General features: G+C 69.7%; 25 protein-coding genes. 6 read left to right on the top strand and 19 right to left on the bottom strand.

Features of this window, described 5'->3' with window-relative positions:
* Positions 1-42 precede the first annotated feature (42 nt).
* The 5 genes from A5747_RS13570 to A5747_RS13550 all read left to right on the top strand — a co-directional run bounded on the left by A5747_RS13570 (position 43) and on the right by A5747_RS13550 (position 4,345).
* Positions 43-720, top strand: a complete 678-nt coding sequence (locus tag A5747_RS13570; protein WP_076124988.1) for a class I SAM-dependent methyltransferase — start codon at positions 43-45, stop codon at positions 718-720.
* 67 nt (positions 721-787) lie between these two features.
* Positions 788-1,543: a maleylpyruvate isomerase N-terminal domain-containing protein gene (locus A5747_RS13565; protein WP_076124986.1), complete on the top strand. Its 756-nt coding sequence runs from the start codon at positions 788-790 to the stop codon at positions 1,541-1,543.
* Positions 1,544-1,574: 31 nt separating this feature from the next.
* Positions 1,575-2,780: a serine hydrolase gene (locus A5747_RS13560; RefSeq protein WP_076124984.1), complete on the top strand. Its 1,206-nt coding sequence runs from the start codon at positions 1,575-1,577 to the stop codon at positions 2,778-2,780.
* Positions 2,781-2,784: 4 nt separating this feature from the next.
* Complete coding sequence (locus tag A5747_RS13555) at positions 2,785-3,324, top strand: GNAT family N-acetyltransferase (protein ID WP_076124982.1); 540 nt, start codon at positions 2,785-2,787, stop codon at positions 3,322-3,324.
* 52 nt (positions 3,325-3,376) lie between these two features.
* A complete protein-coding gene (locus tag A5747_RS13550; protein WP_076124979.1) occupies positions 3,377-4,345 on the top strand; it encodes a S1C family serine protease in 969 nt (322 codons plus the stop codon).
* A 14-nt stretch (positions 4,346-4,359) separates the two neighbouring features.
* Here the strand turns inward: A5747_RS13550 and A5747_RS13545 are convergent, their stop codons facing one another.
* The 12 genes from A5747_RS13545 to A5747_RS13490 form a co-directional block, all read right to left on the bottom strand.
* Positions 4,360-7,038, bottom strand: a complete 2,679-nt coding sequence (locus tag A5747_RS13545) for a fumarate reductase/succinate dehydrogenase flavoprotein subunit (RefSeq protein ID WP_076124976.1) — start codon at positions 7,036-7,038, stop codon at positions 4,360-4,362.
* Entirely contained in the window at positions 7,038-7,766 is a 729-nt protein-coding gene (locus A5747_RS13540) for an ABC transporter ATP-binding protein (protein ID WP_076124974.1), read from the bottom strand. The genes A5747_RS13545 and A5747_RS13540 overlap by 1 nt, the downstream gene beginning before the upstream one ends.
* A gap of 17 nt (positions 7,767-7,783) precedes the next feature.
* Positions 7,784-8,650, bottom strand: coding sequence for an ABC transporter permease (locus tag A5747_RS13535; RefSeq protein WP_076124971.1), 867 nt, complete (start codon positions 8,648-8,650; stop codon positions 7,784-7,786).
* Positions 8,647-10,035, bottom strand: a complete 1,389-nt coding sequence (locus A5747_RS13530; protein ID WP_076124969.1) for an ABC transporter substrate-binding protein — start codon at positions 10,033-10,035, stop codon at positions 8,647-8,649. The genes A5747_RS13535 and A5747_RS13530 overlap by 4 nt, the downstream gene beginning before the upstream one ends.
* Entirely contained in the window at positions 10,035-10,262 is a 228-nt protein-coding gene (locus A5747_RS13525; protein ID WP_076124966.1) for a ferredoxin family protein, read from the bottom strand. Before A5747_RS13525 ends, A5747_RS13530 begins: the two co-directional genes overlap by 1 nt.
* A complete protein-coding gene (locus A5747_RS13520) occupies positions 10,259-10,993 on the bottom strand; it encodes a GntR family transcriptional regulator (RefSeq protein WP_369805098.1) in 735 nt (244 codons plus the stop codon). The genes A5747_RS13525 and A5747_RS13520 overlap by 4 nt, the downstream gene beginning before the upstream one ends.
* Before the next feature lie 135 nt (positions 10,994-11,128).
* Positions 11,129-14,011: an aminotransferase class I/II-fold pyridoxal phosphate-dependent enzyme gene (locus tag A5747_RS13515; protein WP_076125090.1), complete on the bottom strand. Its 2,883-nt coding sequence runs from the start codon at positions 14,009-14,011 to the stop codon at positions 11,129-11,131.
* A 99-nt stretch (positions 14,012-14,110) separates the two neighbouring features.
* A complete protein-coding gene (locus tag A5747_RS13510; RefSeq protein ID WP_076124962.1) occupies positions 14,111-14,500 on the bottom strand; it encodes an antitermination protein NusB in 390 nt (129 codons plus the stop codon).
* Positions 14,497-14,973, bottom strand: coding sequence for a transcription antitermination factor NusB (gene nusB / locus A5747_RS13505; protein ID WP_076124960.1), 477 nt, complete (start codon positions 14,971-14,973; stop codon positions 14,497-14,499). Before nusB ends, A5747_RS13510 begins: the two co-directional genes overlap by 4 nt.
* Complete coding sequence (gene efp / locus A5747_RS13500) at positions 14,970-15,533, bottom strand: elongation factor P (protein ID WP_076124957.1); 564 nt, start codon at positions 15,531-15,533, stop codon at positions 14,970-14,972. The genes nusB and efp overlap by 4 nt, the downstream gene beginning before the upstream one ends.
* 83 nt (positions 15,534-15,616) lie before the next feature.
* On the bottom strand, positions 15,617-15,979 hold the full coding sequence (locus tag A5747_RS13495) for a hypothetical protein (protein WP_076124955.1): 363 nt from the start codon (positions 15,977-15,979) through the stop codon (positions 15,617-15,619).
* Positions 15,976-17,097 (bottom strand): Xaa-Pro peptidase family protein, encoded by a 1,122-nt coding sequence (locus tag A5747_RS13490; protein ID WP_076124953.1) that lies wholly within the window; start codon positions 17,095-17,097, stop codon positions 15,976-15,978. The genes A5747_RS13495 and A5747_RS13490 overlap by 4 nt, the downstream gene beginning before the upstream one ends.
* A 33-nt stretch (positions 17,098-17,130) precedes the next feature.
* On the opposite strand from A5747_RS13490, the gene A5747_RS13485 reads away from it, so the two are divergent.
* The gene (locus A5747_RS13485; RefSeq protein WP_076124950.1) at positions 17,131-17,847 is read left to right on the top strand and encodes a B-4DMT family transporter; all 717 of its coding nucleotides are present in this window, start codon (positions 17,131-17,133) and stop codon (positions 17,845-17,847) included.
* A gap of 3 nt (positions 17,848-17,850) precedes the next feature.
* Here the strand turns inward: A5747_RS13485 and aroQ are convergent, their stop codons facing one another.
* The 7 genes from aroQ to mltG all read right to left on the bottom strand — a co-directional run.
* Positions 17,851-18,282 carry a type II 3-dehydroquinate dehydratase gene (aroQ, locus tag A5747_RS13480; protein ID WP_076064777.1) on the bottom strand — a complete coding sequence of 144 codons (432 nt, stop codon included), beginning with the start codon at positions 18,280-18,282 and terminating at the stop codon, positions 17,851-17,853.
* On the bottom strand, positions 18,279-19,367 hold the full coding sequence (aroB, locus tag A5747_RS13475) for a 3-dehydroquinate synthase (protein ID WP_076124947.1): 1,089 nt from the start codon (positions 19,365-19,367) through the stop codon (positions 18,279-18,281). Before aroB ends, aroQ begins: the two co-directional genes overlap by 4 nt.
* Positions 19,364-19,900 carry a shikimate kinase gene (locus tag A5747_RS13470; protein ID WP_076124945.1) on the bottom strand — a complete coding sequence of 179 codons (537 nt, stop codon included), beginning with the start codon at positions 19,898-19,900 and terminating at the stop codon, positions 19,364-19,366. Before A5747_RS13470 ends, aroB begins: the two co-directional genes overlap by 4 nt.
* Positions 19,901-19,906: 6 nt before the next feature.
* Positions 19,907-21,121: a chorismate synthase gene (aroC, locus tag A5747_RS13465; protein WP_076124942.1), complete on the bottom strand. Its 1,215-nt coding sequence runs from the start codon at positions 21,119-21,121 to the stop codon at positions 19,907-19,909.
* Between the two features lie 20 nt (positions 21,122-21,141).
* A complete protein-coding gene (locus A5747_RS13460; RefSeq protein WP_076124940.1) occupies positions 21,142-21,561 on the bottom strand; it encodes an A24 family peptidase in 420 nt (139 codons plus the stop codon).
* Between the two features lie 10 nt (positions 21,562-21,571).
* Positions 21,572-22,411 carry a shikimate dehydrogenase gene (locus tag A5747_RS13455; RefSeq protein WP_076124937.1) on the bottom strand — a complete coding sequence of 280 codons (840 nt, stop codon included), beginning with the start codon at positions 22,409-22,411 and terminating at the stop codon, positions 21,572-21,574.
* Positions 22,386-23,499: endolytic transglycosylase MltG (mltG, locus tag A5747_RS13450; protein WP_142245579.1), on the bottom strand; the 1,114-nt coding region annotated here is incomplete at its 5' end. The genes A5747_RS13455 and mltG, both read right to left, overlap by 26 nt.

The raw sequence follows: 23,499 nt of genomic DNA, 5'->3' as shown, positions 1-23,499 counted from the left end.
CGACTGCCCGGCAGCGTAGCATTCCGCGCTACCCTGGCGAAAATGACAGGCGCGCCTTCCCCCTCAAATCCCTCGAATTCCTCCCAGTTTCCGGTTCTCGATTTCGATGCCCTGTATCGCGGCGAAAGCCCGGCCGAGGGCCTGCCCGCCGTGGCCACGCCGCCGTGGGACACCAAGGCGCCCAAGGAGACGGTCGTCGCGTGGCAGGACGGCGGCTGGGTCCGCGGCGACGTCCTCGACGTCGGCTGCGGGCTCGGCGACAACGCCATCTACCTGGCCAAGAACGGACACCACGTCACCGGTCTGGACATCTCCCCGACCGCGCTGAAAACCGCCGAGCGGCGCGCCGCGGACGCCGGGGTCGAGGTGACGTTCGCCGTCGCCGACTCCACCACGCTCGAGGGCTACACCGACGCGTTCGACACCATTGTCGACAGCGGCATGTTCCACTGCCTCGACGACGACGCCAAGCGCAGCTACGCGGCCGCGGCGCACCGCGCCACCCGGCCGGGCGCCACCCTGCTGCTCAGTTGTTTCTCCGACGCCCAGCCGCCCGACGAGGAGCGGCCGCGGCCCGCGGTGTCCGAGCGGACGCTGCGCGACGTTCTCGGCGGCGCGGGCTGGGAGATCGAATCGCTGGAGCCTGCGACGGTGCGCCGGGAACTCGACGGCAACGACATCGAGATGGCGTTCTGGGTCGTGCGCGCGCAACGGCGCTGACCGGTCGCGGGCTGTGATGTCGAATAATCGCTAGCTCGTAGACCCGGTTATCTGTTGGCTGGACGCCATGGAGGCCGCCGCGAGCCTGCGCGACCAAGCCATGCGCGCGCTCATTTCGAGCTTGTCCCGCTTACAGCCGACGGCGCCCACGTGGTGCTCCGCCTGGAGCGCCCACGAGCTCGCCGCGCACGTCGCGGCCGCCGCCGAGGAGCGAGCCAACCTGATCGAGGAGCACCTCGCGGGTGAGCCCACAAGGGCGACGCGGTCATGGGAAGAACGCGAGCCGCCATTTCGGGCAATGCCCGACGCCGTGCTTCGAGAACGGCTGGTGCAGCACGCCGTTCGCTTCGAGTCCGCTGTGGCAGGCCTCGATGAGGACGACACGATCATGTACACGGGGTGGGCCATGACCGGCGAACGGCTTCGCATGCACAGCCATAGCGAAGCGGTGCTGCACCGATGGGATCTGGTCGGCGACGACGATGTCAGCATCCGCTCGCTCTCCGATCCGGCAATGGTTACCCATGCGCTTGCGGTGTTCGATGCGATGCCCACGTTGGCGGAAGCGCGGCGATGGCGCAGATCTGACTTGGTCTCGCGGCCAATGGTTCTGCGGAGCGCTGGTCGGCCCGGGGTGGCTGTGACACCAGGGGAAGAACTTTCGATGGCCCAGGACGGCACCGACGTAGCGATCGAGCTGCAGCCCCACGAGCTGCCGCTGCTGCTGTGGGGGCGCTGTCCGGCGCGGCTGCGCGATCCACACGCGAACGCAGAAACGATCGAGGACGTCCTTTCGCGTGCCTGCCGTCCGGCCGGCGCTTAGGCCCAGCGACCGCCACATTAGTCTCGACGGGGTGAATCTTGACGGCAATGCGGCCTCCCTCCGCGAGGCCTGCGACGCCGGCCTGCTCGCCGGCGCGTTGACGGTGGTGTGGCAGCGCGGAGAAGTGCTGCAGCTCAACGAGATCGGATACCGCGACGTCGACGCCGGCCTGTCGATGCAGCGCGACACCCTGTTTCGCATCGCGTCGATGACCAAGCCCGTCACGGTGGCCGCGGTGATGAGCCTGGTCGACGAGGGCAAGCTGGCGCTGACGGATCCGATCACGCGCTGGGCGCCCGAACTGGCTGACGTGCGGGTGCTCGACGACCCGCACGGTCCGCTGGACCGGACGCATCCGCTGGGCCGGGCCATCCTGATCGAGGACCTGCTCACCCACACCAGCGGCCTGGCCTACGGCTTCTCGGTGTCCGGGCCGATCGCCAAGGCCTACGTGCGGCTGCCGTTCAACCAGGGCCCCGACGCCTGGCTGGCCGAGCTGGCCAAGCTGCCACTGGTCCACCAGCCCGGAGACCGATTGACCTACAGCCATTCCATAGACCTGTTGGGAGTCATCGCTTCCCGCATCGAGGGGAAGCCGTTCCACCAGGTGCTCGACGAACGGGTCCTGGGCCCGGTGGGCATGCCCGACACCGGGTTCTTCGTGTCCCCCGAAGGGCGCCGGCGCGCGGCGACCATGTACCGGCTCGACGGGCAGGGACAGCTGCACCACGACGCGATGGGGCCGCCGCACATCAAGCCACCGTCCTTCCCCAACGCCGGCGGCGGGCTGTGGTCGACCGCCGACGACTACCTGCGCTTCGTGCGGATGCTGCTCGGCGAGGGGACCGTCGACGGCGTGCGGGTGCTGTCGCCGGAGTCGGCCCGCATGATGCGCACCGACCGGCTCACCGACGACCAAAAGCGGCACAACTTCCTGGGCGCGCCCTATTGGGTGGGCCGCGGCTTCGGGCTGAACCTGTCGGTGGTGACCGATCCGGCCAAGAGCGCGCCGCTGTTCGGGCCGGGCGGGCTCGGCACCTTCAGCTGGCCCGGCGCCTACGGCACCTGGTGGCAGGCCGACCCGACCGCGGACCTGATCCTGCTGTATCTGGTCCAGAACCTGCCCGACATGTCCGCGGACGTGGCCGCGGCGATCGCCGGCAACACGTCGCTGGCGAAACTCCAATCGGTGCAACCGAAATTCGTCCGCCGCACCTATCAGGCGCTCGGGCTCTGACGCGATGGTCGACTACCCGCCTGACCGCATCGCCGGGCCGCGGCTGCTGCTGCGCCCGCCCGTGCTCGACGACGCCGGCGCGCTCTACCAACGGGTCGCCCGCGACCCGAAGGTCACCAAGTACCTGAAGTGGACGCCGCACCAGGACGTGGCGGCGACACGGCGGGTGATCGCCGAGAAGCTCAACGTCAGCGACGACGAACGGACGTGGGCCATCGCGTTGCGGCACAGCGACGAAGTCATCGGACTCACCAGCTGCCGGCGCCCGGTGCCGCACTCGGTCGAGATCGGCTACTGCATCGGCCGGCGGTGGTGGGGCAAGGGATTCATGACCGAGGTGCTCGGCCTGCTGATGAACGCGCTGCAGGCCGATCGGGGCGTGTACCGCGTCTGGGCCACCTGCCATGTCGACAACGAGCGGTCGGCCCGGGTGCTGCTGCGGGCCGGGTTCGAGCTGGAGGGCCGGCTGACTCGGTACGCCGTGTACCCCACCATCGCCCCCGAGCCGCTGGACGCCCTGCTGTACGCCAAGGCCTTGCGGTAGATGTTTCTTCGGACGAAAAACGGGCATTCGACACGTGTTACGGATGCTAACGATGACGACCGATGCCCATACCGGGCCCCTGCGCACTGTGGGCCGCCACGAATGGCCCGCGGGCAGCCATGAATTGACTGGCGGCCGCCACGAAACACCGCGACCACACCGGTCACGTGGGGTGCTCTGGCTGCGATCTCGGTTCGGGTTCCTCCTCGGCGCCGCGGCGCTTGCCCTGTTCTCGGGCGCCGTCGGCGCCTTCAGCGTCGTCGAACTCCGCCCAGCCGCGCCCACCGTCAGCGCCCCGGCAGCGCCCACCCAACCGCCGGCCGGTACAGCGGCCGCAACCGTCGAGCAGGCGGCGGCCAGGGCGATTCCCAGCGTGGTCAAACTGGAGACGGCGATCGGCGATCAGACCGAGGAGGGCTCCGGGGTAGTCCTGAGCGCCGACGGATTCATTCTCACCAACAATCACGTTGTGGCAGCGCCCGATCCGCGTCAAACCGGTATGGCGGTCCAGACCGCCGCGACTTTCGCCGACGGCCGCTCCGCGCCGTTCGCCATCGTCGGCGCCGATACCTCGACCGACATCGCAGTCGTTCGCGTGCAAGGCATTTCGGGTCTGCGCCCGATCACGATGGGAACGTCGGCCGGGCTTCATGTGGGCCAAAACGTGATCGCCATCGGCGCGCCGCTCGGGCTGGACGGCACCGTCACCACCGGGGTCATCAGCGCGCTGCACCGCCCGGTGTCGGGCATCGTCGGCCCCGGTAGCGGTAATGCCGTGCTTGACGCGATCCAAACGGACGCCACGATGAGCCCCGGCAGCTCCGGAGGCGCATTGATCGACACAACCGGTGCGTTGATAGGGCTCAATTCTGCGATCGCAACGATGAACGCGACTCATCCGGGCGGTCCGACGGGCTGGATCGGCGTGGGCTTCGCCATCCCCGTCGACGAGGCCAAAGTTGTTGCCGACCAACTGATCGCGGCCGGCACGGCGCCGAACGTATCGCTGGGCCATCGCTGAGCGACGACGACGCCTTATCCCTCCTCCAGGGCCCGGCGTGCGTAGGCCCGCACGTCGGCGTCGCCGTCCTTGAGCGCGATCCCGAGCGCATCGCGGGCGGCGGGTTCGCCGGCCCACCGGGTGAGGCTGAGCACCGCGGCCTTGCGCACATCGAGGTGGGCGTCGGCGAGCGCCTCGGCCAACCGGGGGACGGCGAGTTCGGCTGATGCGCCCTTGAGCGCCCGGGCCGCGCCTTCGCGCACCTGCCAGGCAGGTGCCCGCAACGCCTTTTCGACGGCGGCGAAATCACCTTCGCCGCAGCCTAATTCGCCCAGCGCGGCCAGCGCCGCCGCGCGCACCAGCGGATCCGGGTCGCCGACAAGCACGGCCACCGCGTCGTGGCCGCCGCGCAGCGTGGCCAGGCCGGCGGCCGCCGCGATGCGGACCTCCCGGCTCTCGTCGCCGGTGGCAGCGACGACCCCGGCCACGTCGTCGACCGACACCAACGCCCGCACCGCCTCGATGCGCACCCGATGGTCGGGATCCTCGAGCGCGCGGCGATATTGGCCGGCCGCACCGGCGCGGCGCGCCGCGAGCAGATACACCGACGCCGCGCGCACCACCATGTCGCGGGAGGACAGGTGCGCGCGGGCCGTGGCCGGGTCGGGCAGCACTTCGACGAGCTCGCGAATGCCCTCGGCGGCGGTGCGGCGCACCCCGGCATCGGCGTCGTCCAGCGCGGCGAACAGCGCCGGCGCGTATCCGTCGGGCATGTGCTCGGTGAGCGTGGCCACCGCGGTTCGGCGCACCCCTGGATCCCCGTCGCGCAGGTAGGGCTGCAGGTCGGCGATCGTCGGCTCCTCCAGCGCGAGGACCTCGGCGATGCGCGGCGACGGCGGTTCGAATACCGTTGCCGACGAAACGATTCGGGAGACGGCGGTGGCCGGGGCTTGACCACCCACGAGCGGCGGCTGCTCCACCTCGTGGACCGTCTGATCCACCGGCGGCAGGCCGTCTAGCTCGGGCACCGACACGAAATACGGGGCCACCGGGCGCTTGAGGAACACCATCGCGCCGTCGGTCCCCTTGCGCAGGTTGAGGTGATAGCCCCATTGGCTGTCGTCGCGCCCGGGCAGGTCGGCGCGGTCGTGGTAGAGGCCCCACCGCGACTCGGTCCGGGTCAGCGACGACCGCGCCGCCATCTCGGCGCAGTCGCGGATGAACGACACCTCCACCGCGCGCATCAGCTCATGGGGGTTGTGGGCGCCGATCTCGGCGATCTCGCCGCGCATCCGGTCGAACGTGCGCACCGCGATGGACAGCTTGGCCGCCGTCTTCGGGGGCGCGACATAGTCGTTGACGAAGCGGCGCAGCTTGTATTCCACCTGCGGCTGCGGAGGCCCGTCCGGGTGCCGCAGCGGCCGGTAGATCAGCTCGTGGGCGTCGGCCAGCTGATCGTCCGGGAGGTCCTGTGGCGCAGGGACTTCGCCCAGCGTCGATGCGGCGTGCGTGCCGGCGAGGTCGCCGAACACGAACGCCCCGATCATGTAGTTGTGCGGCACGCAGGCCAGGTCCCCCGCGGCGTACAACCCGGGCACCGTGGTGCGTGCGTGTTCGTCGACCCAGACCCCGGACGCGGAATGGCCGCTGCACAAGCCGATTTCGGAGATATGCATCTCTACGTCATGGGTGCGGTAGTCATGCCCGCGGTTAGCGTGGAACGTGCCGCGGGTCGGCCGTTCGGTGGTGTGCAGGATGTTCTCCAGCGCGGTCAGCGTCTCGTCGGGCAGGTGCGACACCTTGAGGTAGATGGGCCCGCGCGCGGAGTCGATCTCGCTCTTGACCTCGGCCATCATCTGCCCCGACCAGTAGTCGGAGTCGACGAACCGCTCCCCCAGGGCGTTGACCTGGTAGCCGCCGAACGGATTGGCCACGTACGCGCAGGCCGGGCCGTTGTAGTCCTTGATCAGCGGATTGACTTGGAAGCACTCGATTCCCGACAGCTCCGCGCCCGCGTGGTAGGCCATCGCGTACCCGTCGCCGGCGTTGGTCGGGTTCTCATACGTGCCGTACAGGTAACCCGAGGCGGGCAGACCGAGCCGGCCGCACGCCCCCGTCGCCAGGACGACCGCCTTGGCGCCGATCGCGTAGAACTCACCGGTGCGCGTGTGCAAGGCGGCGGCGCCGACGGCCCGGCCGTCCTGCACCAGCACGCGCACCGGCATCAGGCGGTTCTCGATGCGGATCTTCTCGCGCATCGACCGCTGCCGCAGCACGCGATACAGCGCCTTCTTGACGTCCTTGCCCTCGGGCATGGGCAGCACGTACGAGCCCGAGCGGTGCACCCGGCGCACCGCGTACTCGCCGTGCTCGTCCTTCTCGAACTTCACCCCGTAGCGCTCCAGCCGCTGCACCATCGCGAACCCGCGCGACGCCGTCTGATAGACGGTGCGCTGGTTGACGATTCCGTCGTTGGCGCGGGTGATCTCCGCGACGTAATCCTCCGGTTCGGCCTTGCCGGGGATGACGGCGTTGTTGACGCCGTCCATGCCCATCGCCAGCGCGCCGGAGTGCCGCACGTGCGCCTTCTCCAGCAGCAGCACCCGCGCGCCGTGCTCCGCGGCGGACAGCGCCGCCATCGTGCCGGCGGTGCCGCCGCCGATCACCAGCACGTCACAGTCGAGGCGGACCGGCGCCAGATCCGGAATCTGCATCAGGCCGCCACCGAATGGTTCAGGGCGGCAATGATTTCCGCGCGCAATTCGTGCTCGGGGCGGCCGCTGCGCGGTTCGGGCACATCCAGCGCCGCGCGAACGGGTTCGGCGGCACGGCCCAGCACCACGATCCGGTCCCCCAGCGCCAGCGCCTCGTCCACGTCGTGCGTGACGAAGACGATCGTCGTCGGGTGGGTGCGCCAGGTTTCGATGAGCAATCGCTGCATGGCGGCGCGGGTTTGGGTGTCCAGCGCCCCGAACGGCTCGTCCATCATCACCGCGCGCGGGGCTCCGGCCAGGCCGCGGGCCAGCTGGACGCGCTGGCGCATGCCGCCCGAGAGGCTCTTGGGCAGGTAGTCGCCGAAGCCGCGGAGCTCGAGCTCGTCGATCCAGCGCTCGGCCGCCGCGCGCCGGGTGGCGCGCGGTTCGCCGCGCAGCCGCAGCGCCAGTTCGATGTTGGACCGCACGGTGCGCCACGGCAGCAACGCGTTGTCCTGGAACACCATGCCGCGGTCGCCCGAAGTGGTGGTGACCGGTACGCCGTCGGCCAGCACCCGCCCGTCGTCGGGTGACAGCAGGCCAGCCAGCGCGCGCAGCACCGTCGACTTGCCGCAGCCCGAGGGCCCGGTGAGCACCAGGATCTCCCCCGGCCGCACCGCCAGGCTCAACCCGTCGATGACCGGGGTTCCGGTGTAGGACAACCGAACCCGATCCAGCTCGAGGCTCATGCCCCGATTTGTCGCGGTCACCGCGACTGCGCCTGTGCACGCGGCAGCCAGCGCGTCACCCGCCGGCCCACCAGTTCGACGGCCGCGGCCGTCGAGAAGCCCAGCACCCCGATGGTGATGATGCCGACGAAAACCTGGGGGTAGGCCAGCACGGTGTACTCCTGCCAGGTGCGATAGCCCACCCCGAGGCGGCCGGAGATCATCTCCGCGGAGATCACGCAGATCCAGGCGACGCCCATGCCGACCGACAGACCGCCGAACACTCCGGGCAGGATGCCCGGCAGCACGACCTGCCGCAGCACCTCCCACCGGCCGCCGCCCAGGGTCCGCACCGAGTCCTCCCACAACGTGGGCAGCGCGCGCACCGCGTGCCGGGTGCTGACCATGATCGGAAAGTAGGCCGCGAGAAAGGTGATGAACACGATGCCGGCCTCGTCGGTGGGGAACAGCAGGATCGCGACCGGCACCAGCGCGATGGCGGGAATGGGCCTGGCCAGCTCCGCCAGCGGGCCGAACAGGTCGGCGAACAATCGCGAGCGGCCCAGCAGTACACCCGTCGCGACGCCGATCACCGCGGCCAGCCCGAAGCCGGTGAGGATGCGGATCAACGACTGCGCCAGGTCGAGCCAGTACTCGTAGGCGCCGAGCCGGCGGTGCAGCGCGGTCACGATCTGGGTGACGGTCGGCAATGTGTCGAATCGCAGCAGCAGCCGCACCTTGCCGGCGGTGAGCACCTGCCACACTCCGATGGCGGCTGCCACCGACGCCACCTGCAGCAGCCGCGACCGCCATAGCGAGGCGATCCGCCGCGGCCGCGCGAATGTCGGCAACGTGGCCGCCCCGACAACCGGTTCGATCAATGTCGGGCTTGCATCTAAGGTCATACCGAACCTCCCAGTGCCTCTTGGTAATTCACGGTCACGCTGCCCGGGTGCGCGGCGAGGTAGCGACGCGCCCCGGCCGGGGTGCCGAAGGGCAGGAATTTCTGGCCGTCGCGCACCCAGGCCGCCTTGTCGGCGAACCAGCGGGTGCCCAGCTCGGCGTCGGGAACGTACGCCGCCCGGACCTTGGCGCCGCGCGCGGTCGCGTCCCGGACCGCCCGCAGCAGGCCGGTCGGGTCGGCGAACGTTTGCGTCGCGTCGGATCCGTCCAGCCACAATTCGCTCGCCTGGGCGGGATCGCCGCGCAGCGCCGAGGGGTTGGCGGTGGCCGCCCGGGCCGCGTCGTAGTTCAGGCCGCGGGCCGCGAACACCGCGCGCAGCGCCTCGTCTTGGACGAACCCGGAAACGTCGAGGTCGGCGAAGTCGCCGATCGACTTCAGGTAGGGCACATCGTTTTTCAGCGCGTCGGCCAGCGACGGTTTCAGGGTGGTGTCGAACGACGTGCCGCCGGGACCGTTGTAGAGATAAACCACTTCCTGCGCAAGCCCGGCCGCTTGGGACACAATGCGGGCCGCCTCCAGCGGCTTGGCGTTGAGGAAATCGGTGGCGTCCAGCTGGGCCTGCAGGAAGGCCGCCAGCACCTCCGGATGCGCCGACGCATACGACCGCCGCACCACCACGCCGTGCAGGGTGGGTACGTTCAGCTCGGCCCCGTCGTAGAGCAGCTTGGCCTTGCCCTGGAAGACGAGCAGCCCGGGCCAGGCGACGAACTGCGAAAGTGCCTGTACCTGACCGGATTCCAGAGCGGACGCACCGATCTGAGGTTGCTGGTTGAGCACCTCGACGCCGTTGATCCGGGCCTTGTCCAGCGCGCGCACCAGGGTGCCGTGCCCGGCCGAGCCGACGCTGGCCGAGACCTTCGCACCGGCCAGGTCGGCTAGCCCGGTGGCAGGCGAATTGGGCGCGACCACCACCATGTTCAGCGCGCCCTTGGGGTTGTAGCCGGTGACGGACACCATCTCGGTGCGGGCCAGCGGATTGGCCTGCGTCTTGGAGCCGTTGATCAGCATCGGGTAGTCACCCATCGAGCCGATGTCGATCTTCTCGGCGAGCATCTGCGCGGTGATCGGGGCGCCGGTGTCGTAGTCCTGCCACCGCACCGCGTATTTGGTGCCGGTGCGGGTGGTGATGTCGGCGAGCCGGCGCTCCAGGTAGCCCTGGGCGCGCAGCAGCGTGCCCGCGGTCACGGTGTTGATGGTCTTGGACTGATAGCCCACGACGACGTTGACCACGCCGGATGACTGCGACAGCGATTCCAGCGAGCAGCCCGAGACGGCGGCGACGATAACGGCTGCCATCGAGATCAGCCGTGTGGCTTGGCGTTTCATCAGCGTAGGAGGTAGGGCATGTTGACGGTGACGGCGCCGGTCGGGCAGCGGGCCGCGCACGGGCCGCAGTACCAGCATTCGTCGACGTGCATGTAGGCCTTCCCGGTGTCGGGGTTGATGGCCAGCGCATCAAGCGGACAGATCTCCACGCACAGGGTGCAGCCGTCGATGCACAGCGATTCGTCGATCGTCACGGGCACGTCGGCGCGGTGGTTGACCAGGGTCATGGATTGCTCCTTATCAGGTTGCCGCGCATGGTGATTCGATCGCCTCGCATCCGGATGTACTCCAGGTCGACGGGCCTGCCGTCGTCGAGGCTGGTGAGCCGCTCCAGCATGAGCAGCGCGGCCCCGTCGGGCACCTGGAGCGCGGCCGCCGAGTGCGCGTCGGCGGGGATGGCTTCCAGCGCCAACGACGCCGAACCCAGCCGCTGCCCGCTCACCTGCTCGATGAGGGCGAACAGGTCGTTGGTTTCCAGGTGATGGCCCAGGATGCGGCTTCCGATGTCCGGGGCGAGGTAGGTCAGGTCGAGACTCAGCGGCAGGTCTCCGAGGTAGCGCAACCGCTCGACGAACACCGCCTCGTCGCCGGGTTGCAGCCCCAGGCGGCGGGCCACCAACGGCGGCGCCGTCACCGGCATCGCCGCCCGCACCTCGTTGCGAACTTCGCCGAGGTCTTTGAACGTTTCCTTCAGTCCCAGCAGCGCGTCGAGCCGATGGTCGTATTTGCGCTGGGCCACATGCGTGCCGACTTTGGGGCCGCGGTCGATCAGCCCCTCGTTCTTCAGGATGCCCAGCGCCTCGCGAATCGTGTTGCGCGAGACCAGGAATTCGGCCGCCAAGTCGTTTTCGGCGGGCAGCCCGTCGGCGTAGGCGCCCGCGTGAATCTGCTGACGCAACACGTCGGCGGCCCGGCGGGCACGGTTGGCCCGGGAGCCCTCGAGACGCGAGATCGGTATGGCGTCGGCCACGCCGTCACGCTAATGCCGGTCGCGGGCACATTGGGGGCCGGCGAGTGTGGCGCCGGCGGGCGGATCAGTTTATTGCGCCGGTCCGTATTTGGCCGCGACCAGGAAAAACCCTGGCGCGATCGGCTATTGCGCCACCTCGGACGAGACACCGCCTTTGCGATCCCCGTGAGTAGAACCCCCGTTGGGAGAGGTGGTTGCGCCGTTGATGGCCTTGGCATCCGAAGGCAGCTCGAAGACCGGGAACGCCGAACCCACCGCCGCCATCGCCGCGTTACGTTGCGCCTCCATGCGGGCCAGCGCCTCCGGGGTGAACACCGACAACCCGAGTTCCGGGTTGTACCCGTGAATCTCCTTCACGTCGAGCTGGGCCAGGAAGTAGACGATCTCCTTGGAGACCACCTGACCGGGGACCAGCACCGGGAAACCGGGCGGGTAGGGCACCACGAACGTGGTGGACACCAGGGTCTTGCCCTCGGCCAGACGTCGCCCGGCAGTGCCGATCAGTACGTACTCGCGGTCGGACTCCTCGTATCCCGCGTAGAAAGCCGACCGCGTGTCACCGAACGCGCAGGCGTCGACGGGACGGAAGGCGATGTCGAACTCGCTGAAGTCCGGCAGGTGCGGCAGGTCCTGGGTGATCTCCTCGACGTGGCGGTCGTGCAGCGACCAGTCGGCGGCGCTGGCGGCGTTCTGGATGTGGTCGAAATCGGTGGCGATCCGGCGCAGCACGTCGAGCAGATAATGCACGCTGGACCACGTCACGCCGATCGTGAAGATCAGCAGCACGCTGTTGATCGACGTCTTGTTGATCTGGATGCCGAACCGCTCCATCAGGATCTTCTCGCGGAAGTCGTATCCGTTCATCCCGGTCTTGCCGACGAACAGCGTGACCCGCGTCGGATCCAGCACGAACTCGTCGGAGCGCCACGCCTCGTTCCACTCGGCCTGCGCGCCCTGTACGACCTGGCGGAACGAGCTGACATGGGATGCCCGGAACTCGTCGGGCACCAGGTCCGACTCGTCGAGGATGCGGAACCACTTGCTGATCAGCCGGTCCTTGCGGACCCGGCCTCGGAAGGTCAGCGCCATGTTGTAGACCAGCCGGACCAGTTGGAATCCCTCGATGTCCACCTGCCGGCGCGCCAGGTCCAGCGACGCGAGGAGTTGCTGGTTGGGCGAGGTCGAGGTGTGTGTCAGGAACGCCTCCCCGAACGCGTCGCGGGCGCGCGCGTTGAAATCCTGGTCGCGCACGTGGATCATCGACGCCTGCCGAAGCGCCGACAACGACTTGTGCGTGGAGTGCGTCGCGTATACCCGGACCCGCGCGGCCGCGGGGTCGGGCAGCAGCCGGCGGTGCAGCCACTCGGACCGGTCGACGCCCTGCATGGAGGCGGCCCAATTGCGGTATTCCTCAGCGTATTCCGGCGACGACAGCATCTGGTAGAGGCGATCGGCGGACACCATGGCGGTGCGCTGCCGGGCCCACGGCACGGCGGTGGCGAACGCGTACCACGCCTCGTCCCACAGGAAGCAGATGTCCGGCTTGATCGCCAGCACCTCCTCCATCACGCGGCGCGGGTTGTAGACGACGCCGTCGAACGTGCAGTTGGTGAGCAACAGCATGCGCACCCGGTGCAGCTGCCCGGCCGCCTCGAGGTCCAGCAGCGTCTTCTTGATCGTCTCCAGCGACACCGCCCCGTAAATCGCGAACTGCGGCAACGGATATGCGTCGAGGTACAGCGGATACGCGCCGGCCAGCACCAGGCCGTAGTGATGCGACTTGTGGCAGTTGCGGTCGATCAGGACGATGTCGCCCGGCCGGGTCAGGGACTGCACGACGATCTTGTTGGCCGTCGAGGTTCCGTTGGTGACGAAGTAGGTGTGGTCGGCGTTCCACGTTTTCGCGGCCTTGTCCATCGCCTTCTTGATGTTGCCGTGCGGGTCCAGCAGCGAGTCCAGGCCACCCGAGGTGGTCGACGTCTCGGCCATGAAGATGTTGCGGCCGTAGAACTCTCCCATGTCCTGCAGCGACTTGGAATTGAAGATGCTGGCGCCCCGGGCGACGGGAAGGGCGTGAAACTGACCGACCGGTGCAGCCGCATAGGCCCGCAACGCGTCGAAAAACGGTGTGGCGAACCGGTTCCGCAGACCCGCGAGCACGGTGCTGTGCAGGTCGGTGACGTCGTTGAGCCGGTAGAACGTCCGGTCGTAGACATCCGGCTCGTCAATGTTGCCCGCCGCGATCGACTCGTCGGTGAGCAGGTAAAGGTCGATGTGGGGCCGCAGTTCGCGGATCCACTCGCCGCATTCGACCCAGTCGTCCGGGCAATCGGGTACCACACCGCCCGCCGCCGAATCGTTCGGCCCGAGCAGCGTGTTCATCAGCGGCACCCGGTCGCGCGACCGCAGCGGCAGGTCGTGGCGGATGATCGCGGCCTGGATCTCGCCATTGAGCGCGACGGCGGTGATGGCGTCCTCGACGCTGGGCACGACCAGCAGCTCGAACTGGACGTCGTCGGACGCGGAGCGCAGCGCCCGCAGACATTCCGCCAGGCTGTCGGGCGCGGTCATCGGGGCGTCGTCGGCGAGCAGCACGGTGTAGAACTGCTGCTGCTTGGCCCGCGCCACCAGCTCCTGGTCGGCCAGCGGGGCGGACGTGTCGAAAAGCCCTGCGCGGTCGCCGTATTCGCACAGCAGCCGCGCGGCCAGCGACACCTCCTCGGACAGCCGCACCGTGGACTTGCTCTCCAGGTGCGCGCGGAAGGTCGCCAGATTCTCCGCGCCCGGATACAGCCAGTACCGCTCGTAGGCGCCGATGCGGTCCATCAAACGCTTCACCCGCGCCATGTCATGGGCGATGTCCAGTCCCGCGAGGTCGACCTCGGCGAGGTGACGGCAGGCGTCGTCGAGCAGGTTCCACGTGTCGACGCGGGTGTACGACGGGTTGGCGACGGCCGCCAGCGCGGAGACGCGAAGTCGCCGCGGATGGGCACTGTCTCGGGTCATGTCGTCACCTTCCGCGGGATCCAGCAAGTGATCCAGCAAGTATTGTCACCCGCCTGCGGTGCGCACGGAATCTTTTCGCCCAGGATTCGGGGGCGGCGGTCAGCTGTCCGACTCGTCGTCACCCTCTATTACCCGCCGGTTGGCGCGGGTGTTGTCCACCCACTTCAGCACCGGAAGCTCCCAGCGGCGGCCCGGGAGGTCGGTGACATCGGTGAGCGAGCGCACCACGGCCTGCGTCAGGCCCATGAGGGCGGCCATCACCGGCAACAGCGGCTGCAGCGGCTTGGCCGCCGAGCGGACCGTGCTGATGCGGCGGGCCACGATCAGGCGCTCGATCGAGTGATACAGCCAGGCCCCGACGCCCAGCGCGTAGATCGAGAGCACCGACGCGACGATGGTCCAGCCGTAGGCGGCACACACCACCGCGCCCAGCACCACCGTCGCGGCCAGGCAGGCGGCGACGACGACGCGCAGCTCCAGCCGGGTCACTTCTCGGGCCCACCAAGGGCCTGGGCGGCCGCCCGGATCTGCGGCGTGACCAGCATGACCTGGCCCAGCACGCCGTTGATGAATCCCGGCGAATCGTCGGTGGAGAGCTCCTTGGCCAGCTGCACGGCCTCGTCGACGGCGACCGGCTCCGGCACGTCGTCGGCATACAGCAGCTCCCACACCGAGACCCGCAGGATGGCGCGATCCACCGCGGGCAGCCGGTCCAGGGTCCAGCCCTGCAGGTGCGAGCTGATCAGGTCGTCGATGTGCGCCATCTGGTCGCCGACGCCGCGGGCCACGGCCTGGGTGTACGCCGGCAGCGGTGCCACATCCGGTTTCGCCTCGGCCAGCGCGGTGCGGACGTCGACGACCTCGGCCGGGCTCAGGCCGCGGGCCTCGGCCTCGAACAACAGGTCGACGGCGCGTTTGCGGGCCTGATGGCGCCCTTTGACAGGCCGGGCGGGCCTGCTCACGCGTTGACGCGTCCCAGGTAGCTGCCGTCGCGCGAGTCGACCTTCAGCTTGTCTCCGGTGTTGATGAACAGCGGCACCTGGATCTGCGCGCCGGTCTCCAGGGTGGCCGGCTTGGTGCCGGCGCTGGAGCGGTCACCCTGCAGGCCCGGTTCGGTGTGGGTGACCTCGAGCTCGACCGACACCGGCAGCTCGATGTACAGCGGCGACCCGTCGTGGAACGCCACCTGCACCGGCAGGCCCTCCAGCAGGAACCGCGCATCGTCGCCGACCAGGGAATCGGGCAGGTGGTGCTGCTCGTAGTCCTGGCTGTCCATGAACACGAAGTCCGAGCCGTCGCGGTAGAGGTAGGTGGTATCGCGGCGGTCGACCGTGGCGGTCTCCACCTTCACCCCGGCGTTGTAGGTCTTGTCGACGACCTTGCCGGAGAGGACGTTCTTCAGCTTGGTGCGCACGAACGCCGGGCCCTTGCCGGGTTTGACGTGCTGGAACTCGGTGATGGTCCACAGCTGTCCGTCGATTACCAGGACAAGGCCGTTCTTGAAGTCGGCAGTGCTCGCCACGGTCGGTGAATCTCCTCATAAATGGCCGGGATGCTGTGGAACATCCTACGGCCGCAGAAATTTCGGCCGCGCGGGCCGCTCGGCTAGATCGACGTCCAGATGCCGTTGTTGAAGAAGCCCCATTGACCGACGGTCGGGTTCCACATCAGGTGAGCCTGCGGCGCCCACGCCGGTGGCGGTGGTGGCGGCGGCGCCCATGGCGGCGGGGGTCCCCAGGGTCCCCAGCCCGCCGGAGCGGGGCCCTGCCAGTCGTGGCACTGGTTCCAGTCCCAGTGGTAGTTGGTGCCCCAGGCCGGGTCCCACTGCTGGCCCGGGCACCAGTGGTTGGTGGGCGCCGGCGCCGCCTCCGCGATGCCGGCCAGGCCGAGGGCGGACACGGCCAGCCCCGCGGCCAGCGCGCCGGTGGACAGCCGAACCCACGGTCTCGCTTGCTTCACCGTCGTCATGAGAGCACCGCCAATTCCTTGGGGAAGCGGGTCAGCAGCTCCGGAGTCGGGCCGGCGCCGTCCTCCGACGGTCCATCGGCCACCACCAACGTGTCCTCGATGCGAACACCGCCACGGCCGGGCAGGTAGACGCCCGGCTCGACGGTCACGACGGAGCCCGCGCGCAGCGTGCCGGCCGAGGTGGCCCCGATGCCCGGCGCCTCGTGGATCTGCAGGCCCACGCCATGTCCCAGGCCATGGCCGAAGTTCTCCCCATAACCGGCGTCGGCGATCAGCTGGCGTGCCGCGGCGTCGACCTCGCGCAGGCCGGCGCCCGGCCGCAACGCCTCCCGGCCGGCCCGCTGCGCGTCGGCGACCAGCCGATAGATCTCCAGCTGCCAGTCGGCGGCCTTGCCCAGCACGAAGGTGCGCGTCATGTCCGAGTGATAGCCGGCGACCAGCGCGCCGAAGTCGATCTTGACGAAATCGCCGTCGGCCAGCACGGCGTCGGTCGGGCGGTGGTGCGGAATCGCGGAATTCGGGCCCGCGGCCACGATCGTCTCGAACGAGATCGCGTCGGCGCCATGGTCGAGCATCAGGCCCTCCAGCTCGCGGCTGACCTCGCGCTCCGTTCGTCCGGGCCGCAGGCCACCGCGCGCCACCAGATCCTCGAGCGCGGCATCGGCCGCCTCGCAGGCCAGCCGCAGCAGCGCCAGCTCGCCGGCGTCTTTGACCTCGCGCAGTGCCTCGACCGTGCCCGCCGCGCGCACCAGCTCGGTTTCCCCGCCGCGGGTCTCCAGCTCACCGGTGAGCGCGTCGAACCCGTCGACGGTGACCACGTTGCTTTCGAAGCCCAGCTTGCGCACGCCGCCGTCGGCGGCCTGACCGACCAGGTGACGCCCGAGCGCCCGCTCGATCGCGATTTCGAGGTCGGGTGCCTGCTCGGCCGCCTGGGTGCGATAGCGACCGTCGGTGGCCAAAATGGGCACCCGATCGTCGGCGAAGACCAGCAACGCGCCGTTCGACCCGGAGAAACCCGACAGGTAGCGCACGTTGATCAGGTCTGTGACCAGCATCGCGTCCAGCCCGCCGGCCCGGATTTGCGCTTTCAGATTTCCTCGACGCTGGGAATGTGTCACAGGTCTTGACGGTACTCGCTACGCTTTTCCCCCATGAGCAACTGGATGCTGCGCGGATTGGGGCTAGCCGCGGGAATGGTAATCGTTCGCTTGCTGCAGGGGGCGATGATCAACGCTTGGCAAGAATGGGCCGCTTGGATCAGCGTGGTGCTGCTGCTCCTGTTCATCATCGGCACGGCCATATGGGGTGTGACCGACGGCCGGGCCGACGCCACGGCCAACCGGGATCCGGACCGCCGGCAGGACCTGGCGATGACCTGGCTGCTGGCCGGCCTGGTCGCCGGGGTCGTCAGCGGGGCCGTCTCCTGGCTCATCGGCCTGTTCTACAAGGGCCTGTACACCGGGGGGCTGCTCAACGAGCTGACGACGTTCGCGGCGTTCACCGCGCTCGTCGTGTTCCTGTCCGGCATCATCGGGGTGACGATCGGCCGCTGGCGCGTGGACCGGCAGTACGAGAAAGAGCCGGAGAAACACCACGGCCTCGCCGCGAAGGAACGGGACTCCGACACCGACGTCTTCACCGCCGTTCGCGCCGACGAGGCGCCGACCGGCGAGATACCGGCGCAGGCCCAGACCGAGGAGCGGACCGCGGCGGGGGGCCCCCCCGCGCGGGACGCCCCGACCGAGTCGATCCCGACGGCCGGGCGCGAAGCGCCCACCGAGACGATCCCGACGGCCGGCGACGACGCGAAGACCGAGACGATCCGCACCGACCCGAGGCACGCCAAGCCGGGCTCGGAAAAGGAATAGCGCTCAGTCGCTGGCCAGGTAGCGCAGGGCGAGCAGGTAGCCCTGGACTCCCAGGCCGACGATCACTCCGGTCGCGACCGGGCTGATGTAGGAGTGGCGCCGGAACTCTTCGCGCGCATGCACATTGGAGATGTGCACCTCGATCAGGGGTGCGCGCAATTCGGCGCAGGCGTCGCGCAGCGCCACCGACGTATGCGTCAGCCCGCCGGCGTTGAGGATCACGGGTTCACCGGCATCGGCGGCCAGATGAATCCAGTCCAGCAGCTGGCCTTCGTTATCGCTTTGGCGCACAACGGCTTTGAGCCCGAGTTCGGCGGCCTCGCGCTCGATCAGCTCGGCCAGCTGCTCGTGGGTGGTGTCGCCGTAGACGTCGGGCTCGCGCCGGCCCAGCCGGCCGAGGTTGGGGCCGTTGAGGACATGCACCGTCACCGTCATGAGTTATCCAGTCCCGAGTAGGCGGTTACCAGCAGCCCCGGATCCGGCCCCACCAACCGGCCCGGCTTGGCCAGCCCGTCGAGGACCACAAACCGCAGCACGCCGGCCCGGGTCTTCTTGTCACCGGCCATGTATTCCAGCAGCTGCGGCAGGGCGTCGGCGTCGTAGCTGACCGGCAACCCGAGCGACGTCAGGATGGTGCGGTGCCGCTGCGCGGTGGCGTCGTCCAGCCGGCCGGCCAGCCGCGACAGCTCAGCGGCGAACACCAGTCCCACCGACACCGCGGCGCCGTGCCGCCACTGATAGCGCTCGCGGCGCTCGATCGCGTGGGCCAAAGTGTGCCCGTAGTTCAGGATTTCGCGCAGCTCCGATTCCTTCTCGTCGGCGGCGACGACCTCCGCCTTCACGGCGACGGCGCGCCGGATCAGCTCGGGCAGCACCGCACCGGCCGGATCCAGCGCGGCCTGCGGGTCCGCTTCGATGAGGTCGAGGATCACCGGGTCGGCGATGAATCCCGCCTTGACCACTTCGGCCATCCCCGCGGCGATTTCGTTGTGCGGCAACGTTTCCAGCGTCGCCAGGTCGGCGAGGACGGCCAGCGGCTGGTGAAACGCGCCGACGAGGTTCTTGCCTGCGTCGGTGTTGATGCCGGTCTTGCCGCCGACGGCCGCGTCGACCATGCCCAGCAGCGTGGTGGGCACGTGCACGATGTCGACACCGCGCAGCCAGGTGGCCGCCGCGAAACCGGCGACGTCGGTGGCCGCGCCGCCGCCGAGGCTGACCAGTGCGTCTTTGCGGCCGATCCCGATGCGGCCCAACACTTCCCAGATGAATCCCACGACGGGCAGGTCCTTGCCCGCCTCGGCGTCGGGGATTTCGATGCGATGCGCGTCAACGCCCTTGTCGGCCAAGTGACTTCGCATCACCTCCGCGGTCTCCGCCAGCACCGGTTGGTGCAGGATCGCGACGCGATGCCGGTCGGACAGCAGGTCGACCAACTCACCCAGCAGCCCGGTGCCGATCACCACCGGGTACGGCGGATCGACGGCCACCTGCACGGTGACCGGTGCGGGGGTGTCGGTCATGTTGCGGCCCTGCAGGAATCGTGGGCGGGGGCCTGCAGCTGGGAGACGATGTGGCGGACCACCGCGCCGGGATTGCGGCGGTTGGTGTTGACGCGGATGGTCGCGACGCGCCGGTACAACGGCACCCGCTTGGCCATCAGCGCGCGGAATTTCTCGGCGCGGTCCGGCCCGGCCAGCAACGGCCGGACCGTGTTGCCGCCGGTGCGCCGCACCCCTTCCCGGGCGCTGATCTCCAGGTAGACGACGGTGTGCCCGGCGAGCGCCTCGCACACCCCCGGGCTGGTGACAGCTCCCCCGCCGAGCGACAGCACGCCGTCGTGCTCGGCCAGCGCCGCACGCACCACCTCTTCCTCGATGCGGCGGAACTCCTGCTCCCCGTCGGCGGCGAAGATGTCGGCGATGGTGCGGCCGGTCCGCTGCTCGATCGCGGCGTCGGTGTCGAGCAGGCCGACGCCCAGCGCCTTGGCCAGCCGCCGCCCGATCGTGGACTTGCCGGAGCCCGGCAATCCGACGAGTACCGCCTTGGGTGCCATGCAGGCCTACCCCCCTAACAATCGAGCGTGGGCCGCCGGCGCCTCCCGATCGGCGACCGCGCGCTGGTACGCGTCTATGTTGCGGCGGGTTTCGGTCAGCGAATCGCCGCCGAACTTCTGCAGCGCCGCGCGCGCGAGCACCAGCGCCACCATGGTCTCGACGACGACTCCGGCGGCCGGCACCGCGCACACATCCGAGCGCTGGTGGATCGCGACGGCCTCGTCGCCGGTCGCCATGTCGACGGTGGCCAGCGCCCGCGGCACGGTGGAGATCGGCTTCATCGCGGCGCGCACCCGCAACGGCTGCCCGTTGGTCATGCCGCCCTCGATCCCGCCGGCCCGGTTGGTCGAGCGGACGACGCCGTCGGGACCCGGGTACATCTCGTCGTGGGCGCGGCTGCCGCGGCGGCGGGCGGTTTCGAAACCGTCGCCGATCTCGACACCCTTGATCGCCTGGATGCCCATGACCGCGGCCGCGAGCTGGCTGTCGAGCTTGTTGTCGCCGCTGGTGAACGACCCCAGCCCGACCGGTAGCCCCAGCGCCACGACTTCCACCACGCCGCCGAGGGTGTCGCCGTCCTTCTTGGCCGCCTCGATCTCGGCGATCATGGCCTGCTCGGCGGCCTTGTCGAAGGCGCGCACCGGGCTGGCGTCGATCGCGGGCAGGTCTTGTGGCCCCGGCGGCGGGCCGTCGTAGGGCGCCGACGGCCCGATCGCGATGACGTGCGAGAGCACCTCGACACCGAGGGCCTGGCGCAGAAACGCCCGCGCGACCGTCCCCGCCGCGACGCGGGCGGCGGTCTCGCGGGCGCTGGCCCGCTCCAGCACCGGCCGGGCGTCATCGAAGCCGTACTTGAGCATGCCGGCGTAGTCGGCATGGCCGGGCCGCGGCCGGGTCAGCGGTTCGTTGCGGGCGCTGTTTTCCAGTTCCGCGGGGTCGACGGGGTCGGTGGCCATCACCGTTTCCCACTTCGGCCACTCGGTGTTGCCGATCTCGATGGCGATGGGACCGCCCAGGGTCACGCCATGGCGTATCCCGGACAGGATGGTCACCTCGTCGCGCTCGAACTTCATCCGCGCGCCGCGACCATAGCCCAGCCGGCGGCGGGCCAGCTGGTCGCCGATTTCGGTGGACGTCACTTCGACGCCGGCGACCATGCCTTCCACCACGGCCACCAGCGCGCGGCCATGCGATTCCCCGGCGGTGATCCAGCGCAACACCCGTCCATCTTCCCATGGGCTCAACCCAGAAAAGCCAACCCGGCCGCGCCGCCGGCGGCCACGCACATCGACGGACCGTGCGGCACGGAACGCCTGCCACGCACCGCGCCCCACAGCGCGGTGAGCAACGGCGCGGCCAGCGCCGCGACAAACCAGACCCCCGCGCCGAAGCATCCGGTCAACCCGCCGACGCCGATCGCCAGCTTGACGTCGCCCGCCCCCATTCCCGCTGGAGCCATCAGGTGCACCAGCAGATACAGCCCGGTCAGCGCCGCCGCCCCGGCCAGCGCGGGCAGCCCGCGCCCGGCGACGGCGGCGGTCAGCAGGATCGCACCGGCCCCGGGCAGGGTCAGCAGGTTCGGCAACCGGCGCTCGCGGACGTCGTAGCAGCTCAACACCACCAGCCAGGCCAGCACCAGCGCAGCCGTCGCGATCCGCATGCGCGGCAGGCTAATCCAGCGCCTCCGCGGCGCAAGTCATCGCCTCGCGCGGCGCCGGTAGCCCAGTGAACTGCTCGACCTGCGCGAACGCCTGATGCAGCAGCATCTGCAACCCGCTGATGACGCGGCCGCCGGCGGCGGCCACCGCGGCGGCCAGCGGCGTGGGCCACGGGTCGTAGACGGCGTCCAGCAGCACCGGGATCGGGGCGAACGTGTCGGCGTACCGCGCGGCCACGTCGGCGGGGATCGTGCTGACCAGCACCTCCGCGGCTGCCACCTCGTCGGCCAGCGCTTGAACGTCGGGGCCGTCCAGCCCGCAGAACCGCGTCGCCACGCCGACCGTGGCGCCCAGCTCCACCAGCCGCGCCGCCTTCTCCGGATCGCGCGCGACGACGGTGATGCCGGGCACGCCGAGTTCGGCCAGCCCGACGACGGCCGCCGGCGCGGTGCCGCCCGATCCACAGACCAGAGCCCATCCCGAGGCCGAGCCGACCGCCCCGCTCACGCCGTCGATGTCAGTGTTGTCCGCCCGCCAGCCCCGCGGCGTGCGGACCAGTGTGTTGGCCGAGCCGACCAGGGCCGCGCGGTCGGTGTGCTCGTCGGCGAACCGCAGCGCGGCGAACTTGCCCGGCATGGTCACCGAGACGCCGACCCACTCCGGACCCAGCCCGCCGACCACGCCCGGCAGCTCGTCGGCGCCGCACTCGATGCGCTCATAGGTCCACCCGTCGAGGCCCAGTGCGTGGTACGCGGCCAGGTGCAGTTGGGGGGACTTCGAATGCGCGACCGGCGAGCCGAGCACGGCCGCCTTTCTCGGGCCCGCGCTAGCGGGGCGTGCTGTCGAGGACACCGTTGTGCTTAGCCAGCTCGATGTTGGCCAAATGCTGCTTGTAGTCCCTGGTGAACAGGGTCGTCCCCTGGGCGTCGATGGTGACGAAATACAGCCAGTCCCCCGGCTCGGGATGCTCGGCGGCGCGCAGCGCGTCGAGCCCGGGCGAACAGATCGCGGTGGCGGGCAGGCCCTGGGAGACGTAGGTGTTCCACGGCGTCTTCTGGGCCCGGTCGGCGTCGCTGGTGGCCACCTCGCGGCGGTCCAGCGGATAGTTCACCGTCGAATCGAATTCCAGCGTGTGGTGTGCGTTCAGCCGGTTGTAGATGACCTGGGCCACCTTCGGGAAGTCCTGCGAGTTGGCTTCCTGCTGTACCAGCGACGCCACCACCAGGATGTCGTAGGGCGACAGGTGCATGGCCTGGGCGGTGTCCACCAACCCGGATTTCGTGTATTCCACCGCGCCGGCGCTGATCAGTTCGCCCAGGATGTTCTCGGCCGACGCCGAGGGATCGACATTGAACGTTCCGGGCGCGATGAGGCCCTCGAGCCGGCGATGGTCGTTGCCCAGCTCGGTGACCGGTTCGACCGCCCACGCCGGGACCGACAACACCCCGGGAGCGCTGTTGCTCGCGGCGGCGCGCAGGGCGTCGACCGACAGGCAGCGCTTGGTGCCGTCGAGATCCACACAGGTGGCGCGCGAGATCAGCGTCAGGATTCCCGGCGTCACCACGTTGGTCTTCATGTCGGTGGTGTCGTCGAGCTGGCGTCCTTCCGGGATCACCAGCTTTCCGACCCTGCTGTTGGGGTCGGCCAGTCGCGCGACGGCGTTGGACGCCGGGATCTCGGTGCGCATCCGGTAGAAGCCGGGCTGGATGGAGTTGATCGCGGTGTTGCCGTGCGCGGCATTGACGAACGCCCGGACGGTGGCGACCACGCCCTGGTTGTGCAGCGTCTCCCCGACCGCGGTGGTGGAGTCGCCGTCTTGGATTTGAATCACGATGTCGTGCTTGCCATTACCGGTGTAGTCGTCGCCGGCCCCGAACACCGCGTGCCAGAGCCGAGAGCCCAGGAACACGGCCGCCACCACGACGACGACGAGCGCGCCG

The sequence above is a fragment of the Mycobacterium sp. IS-836 genome (assembly GCF_001954275.1).
Classification (GTDB): Bacteria; Actinomycetota; Actinomycetes; order Mycobacteriales; family Mycobacteriaceae; genus Mycobacterium.
The sequence above is the reverse complement of the archived record's forward strand: the minus strand, read 5'-3'. Positions and strand labels throughout refer to the sequence as shown.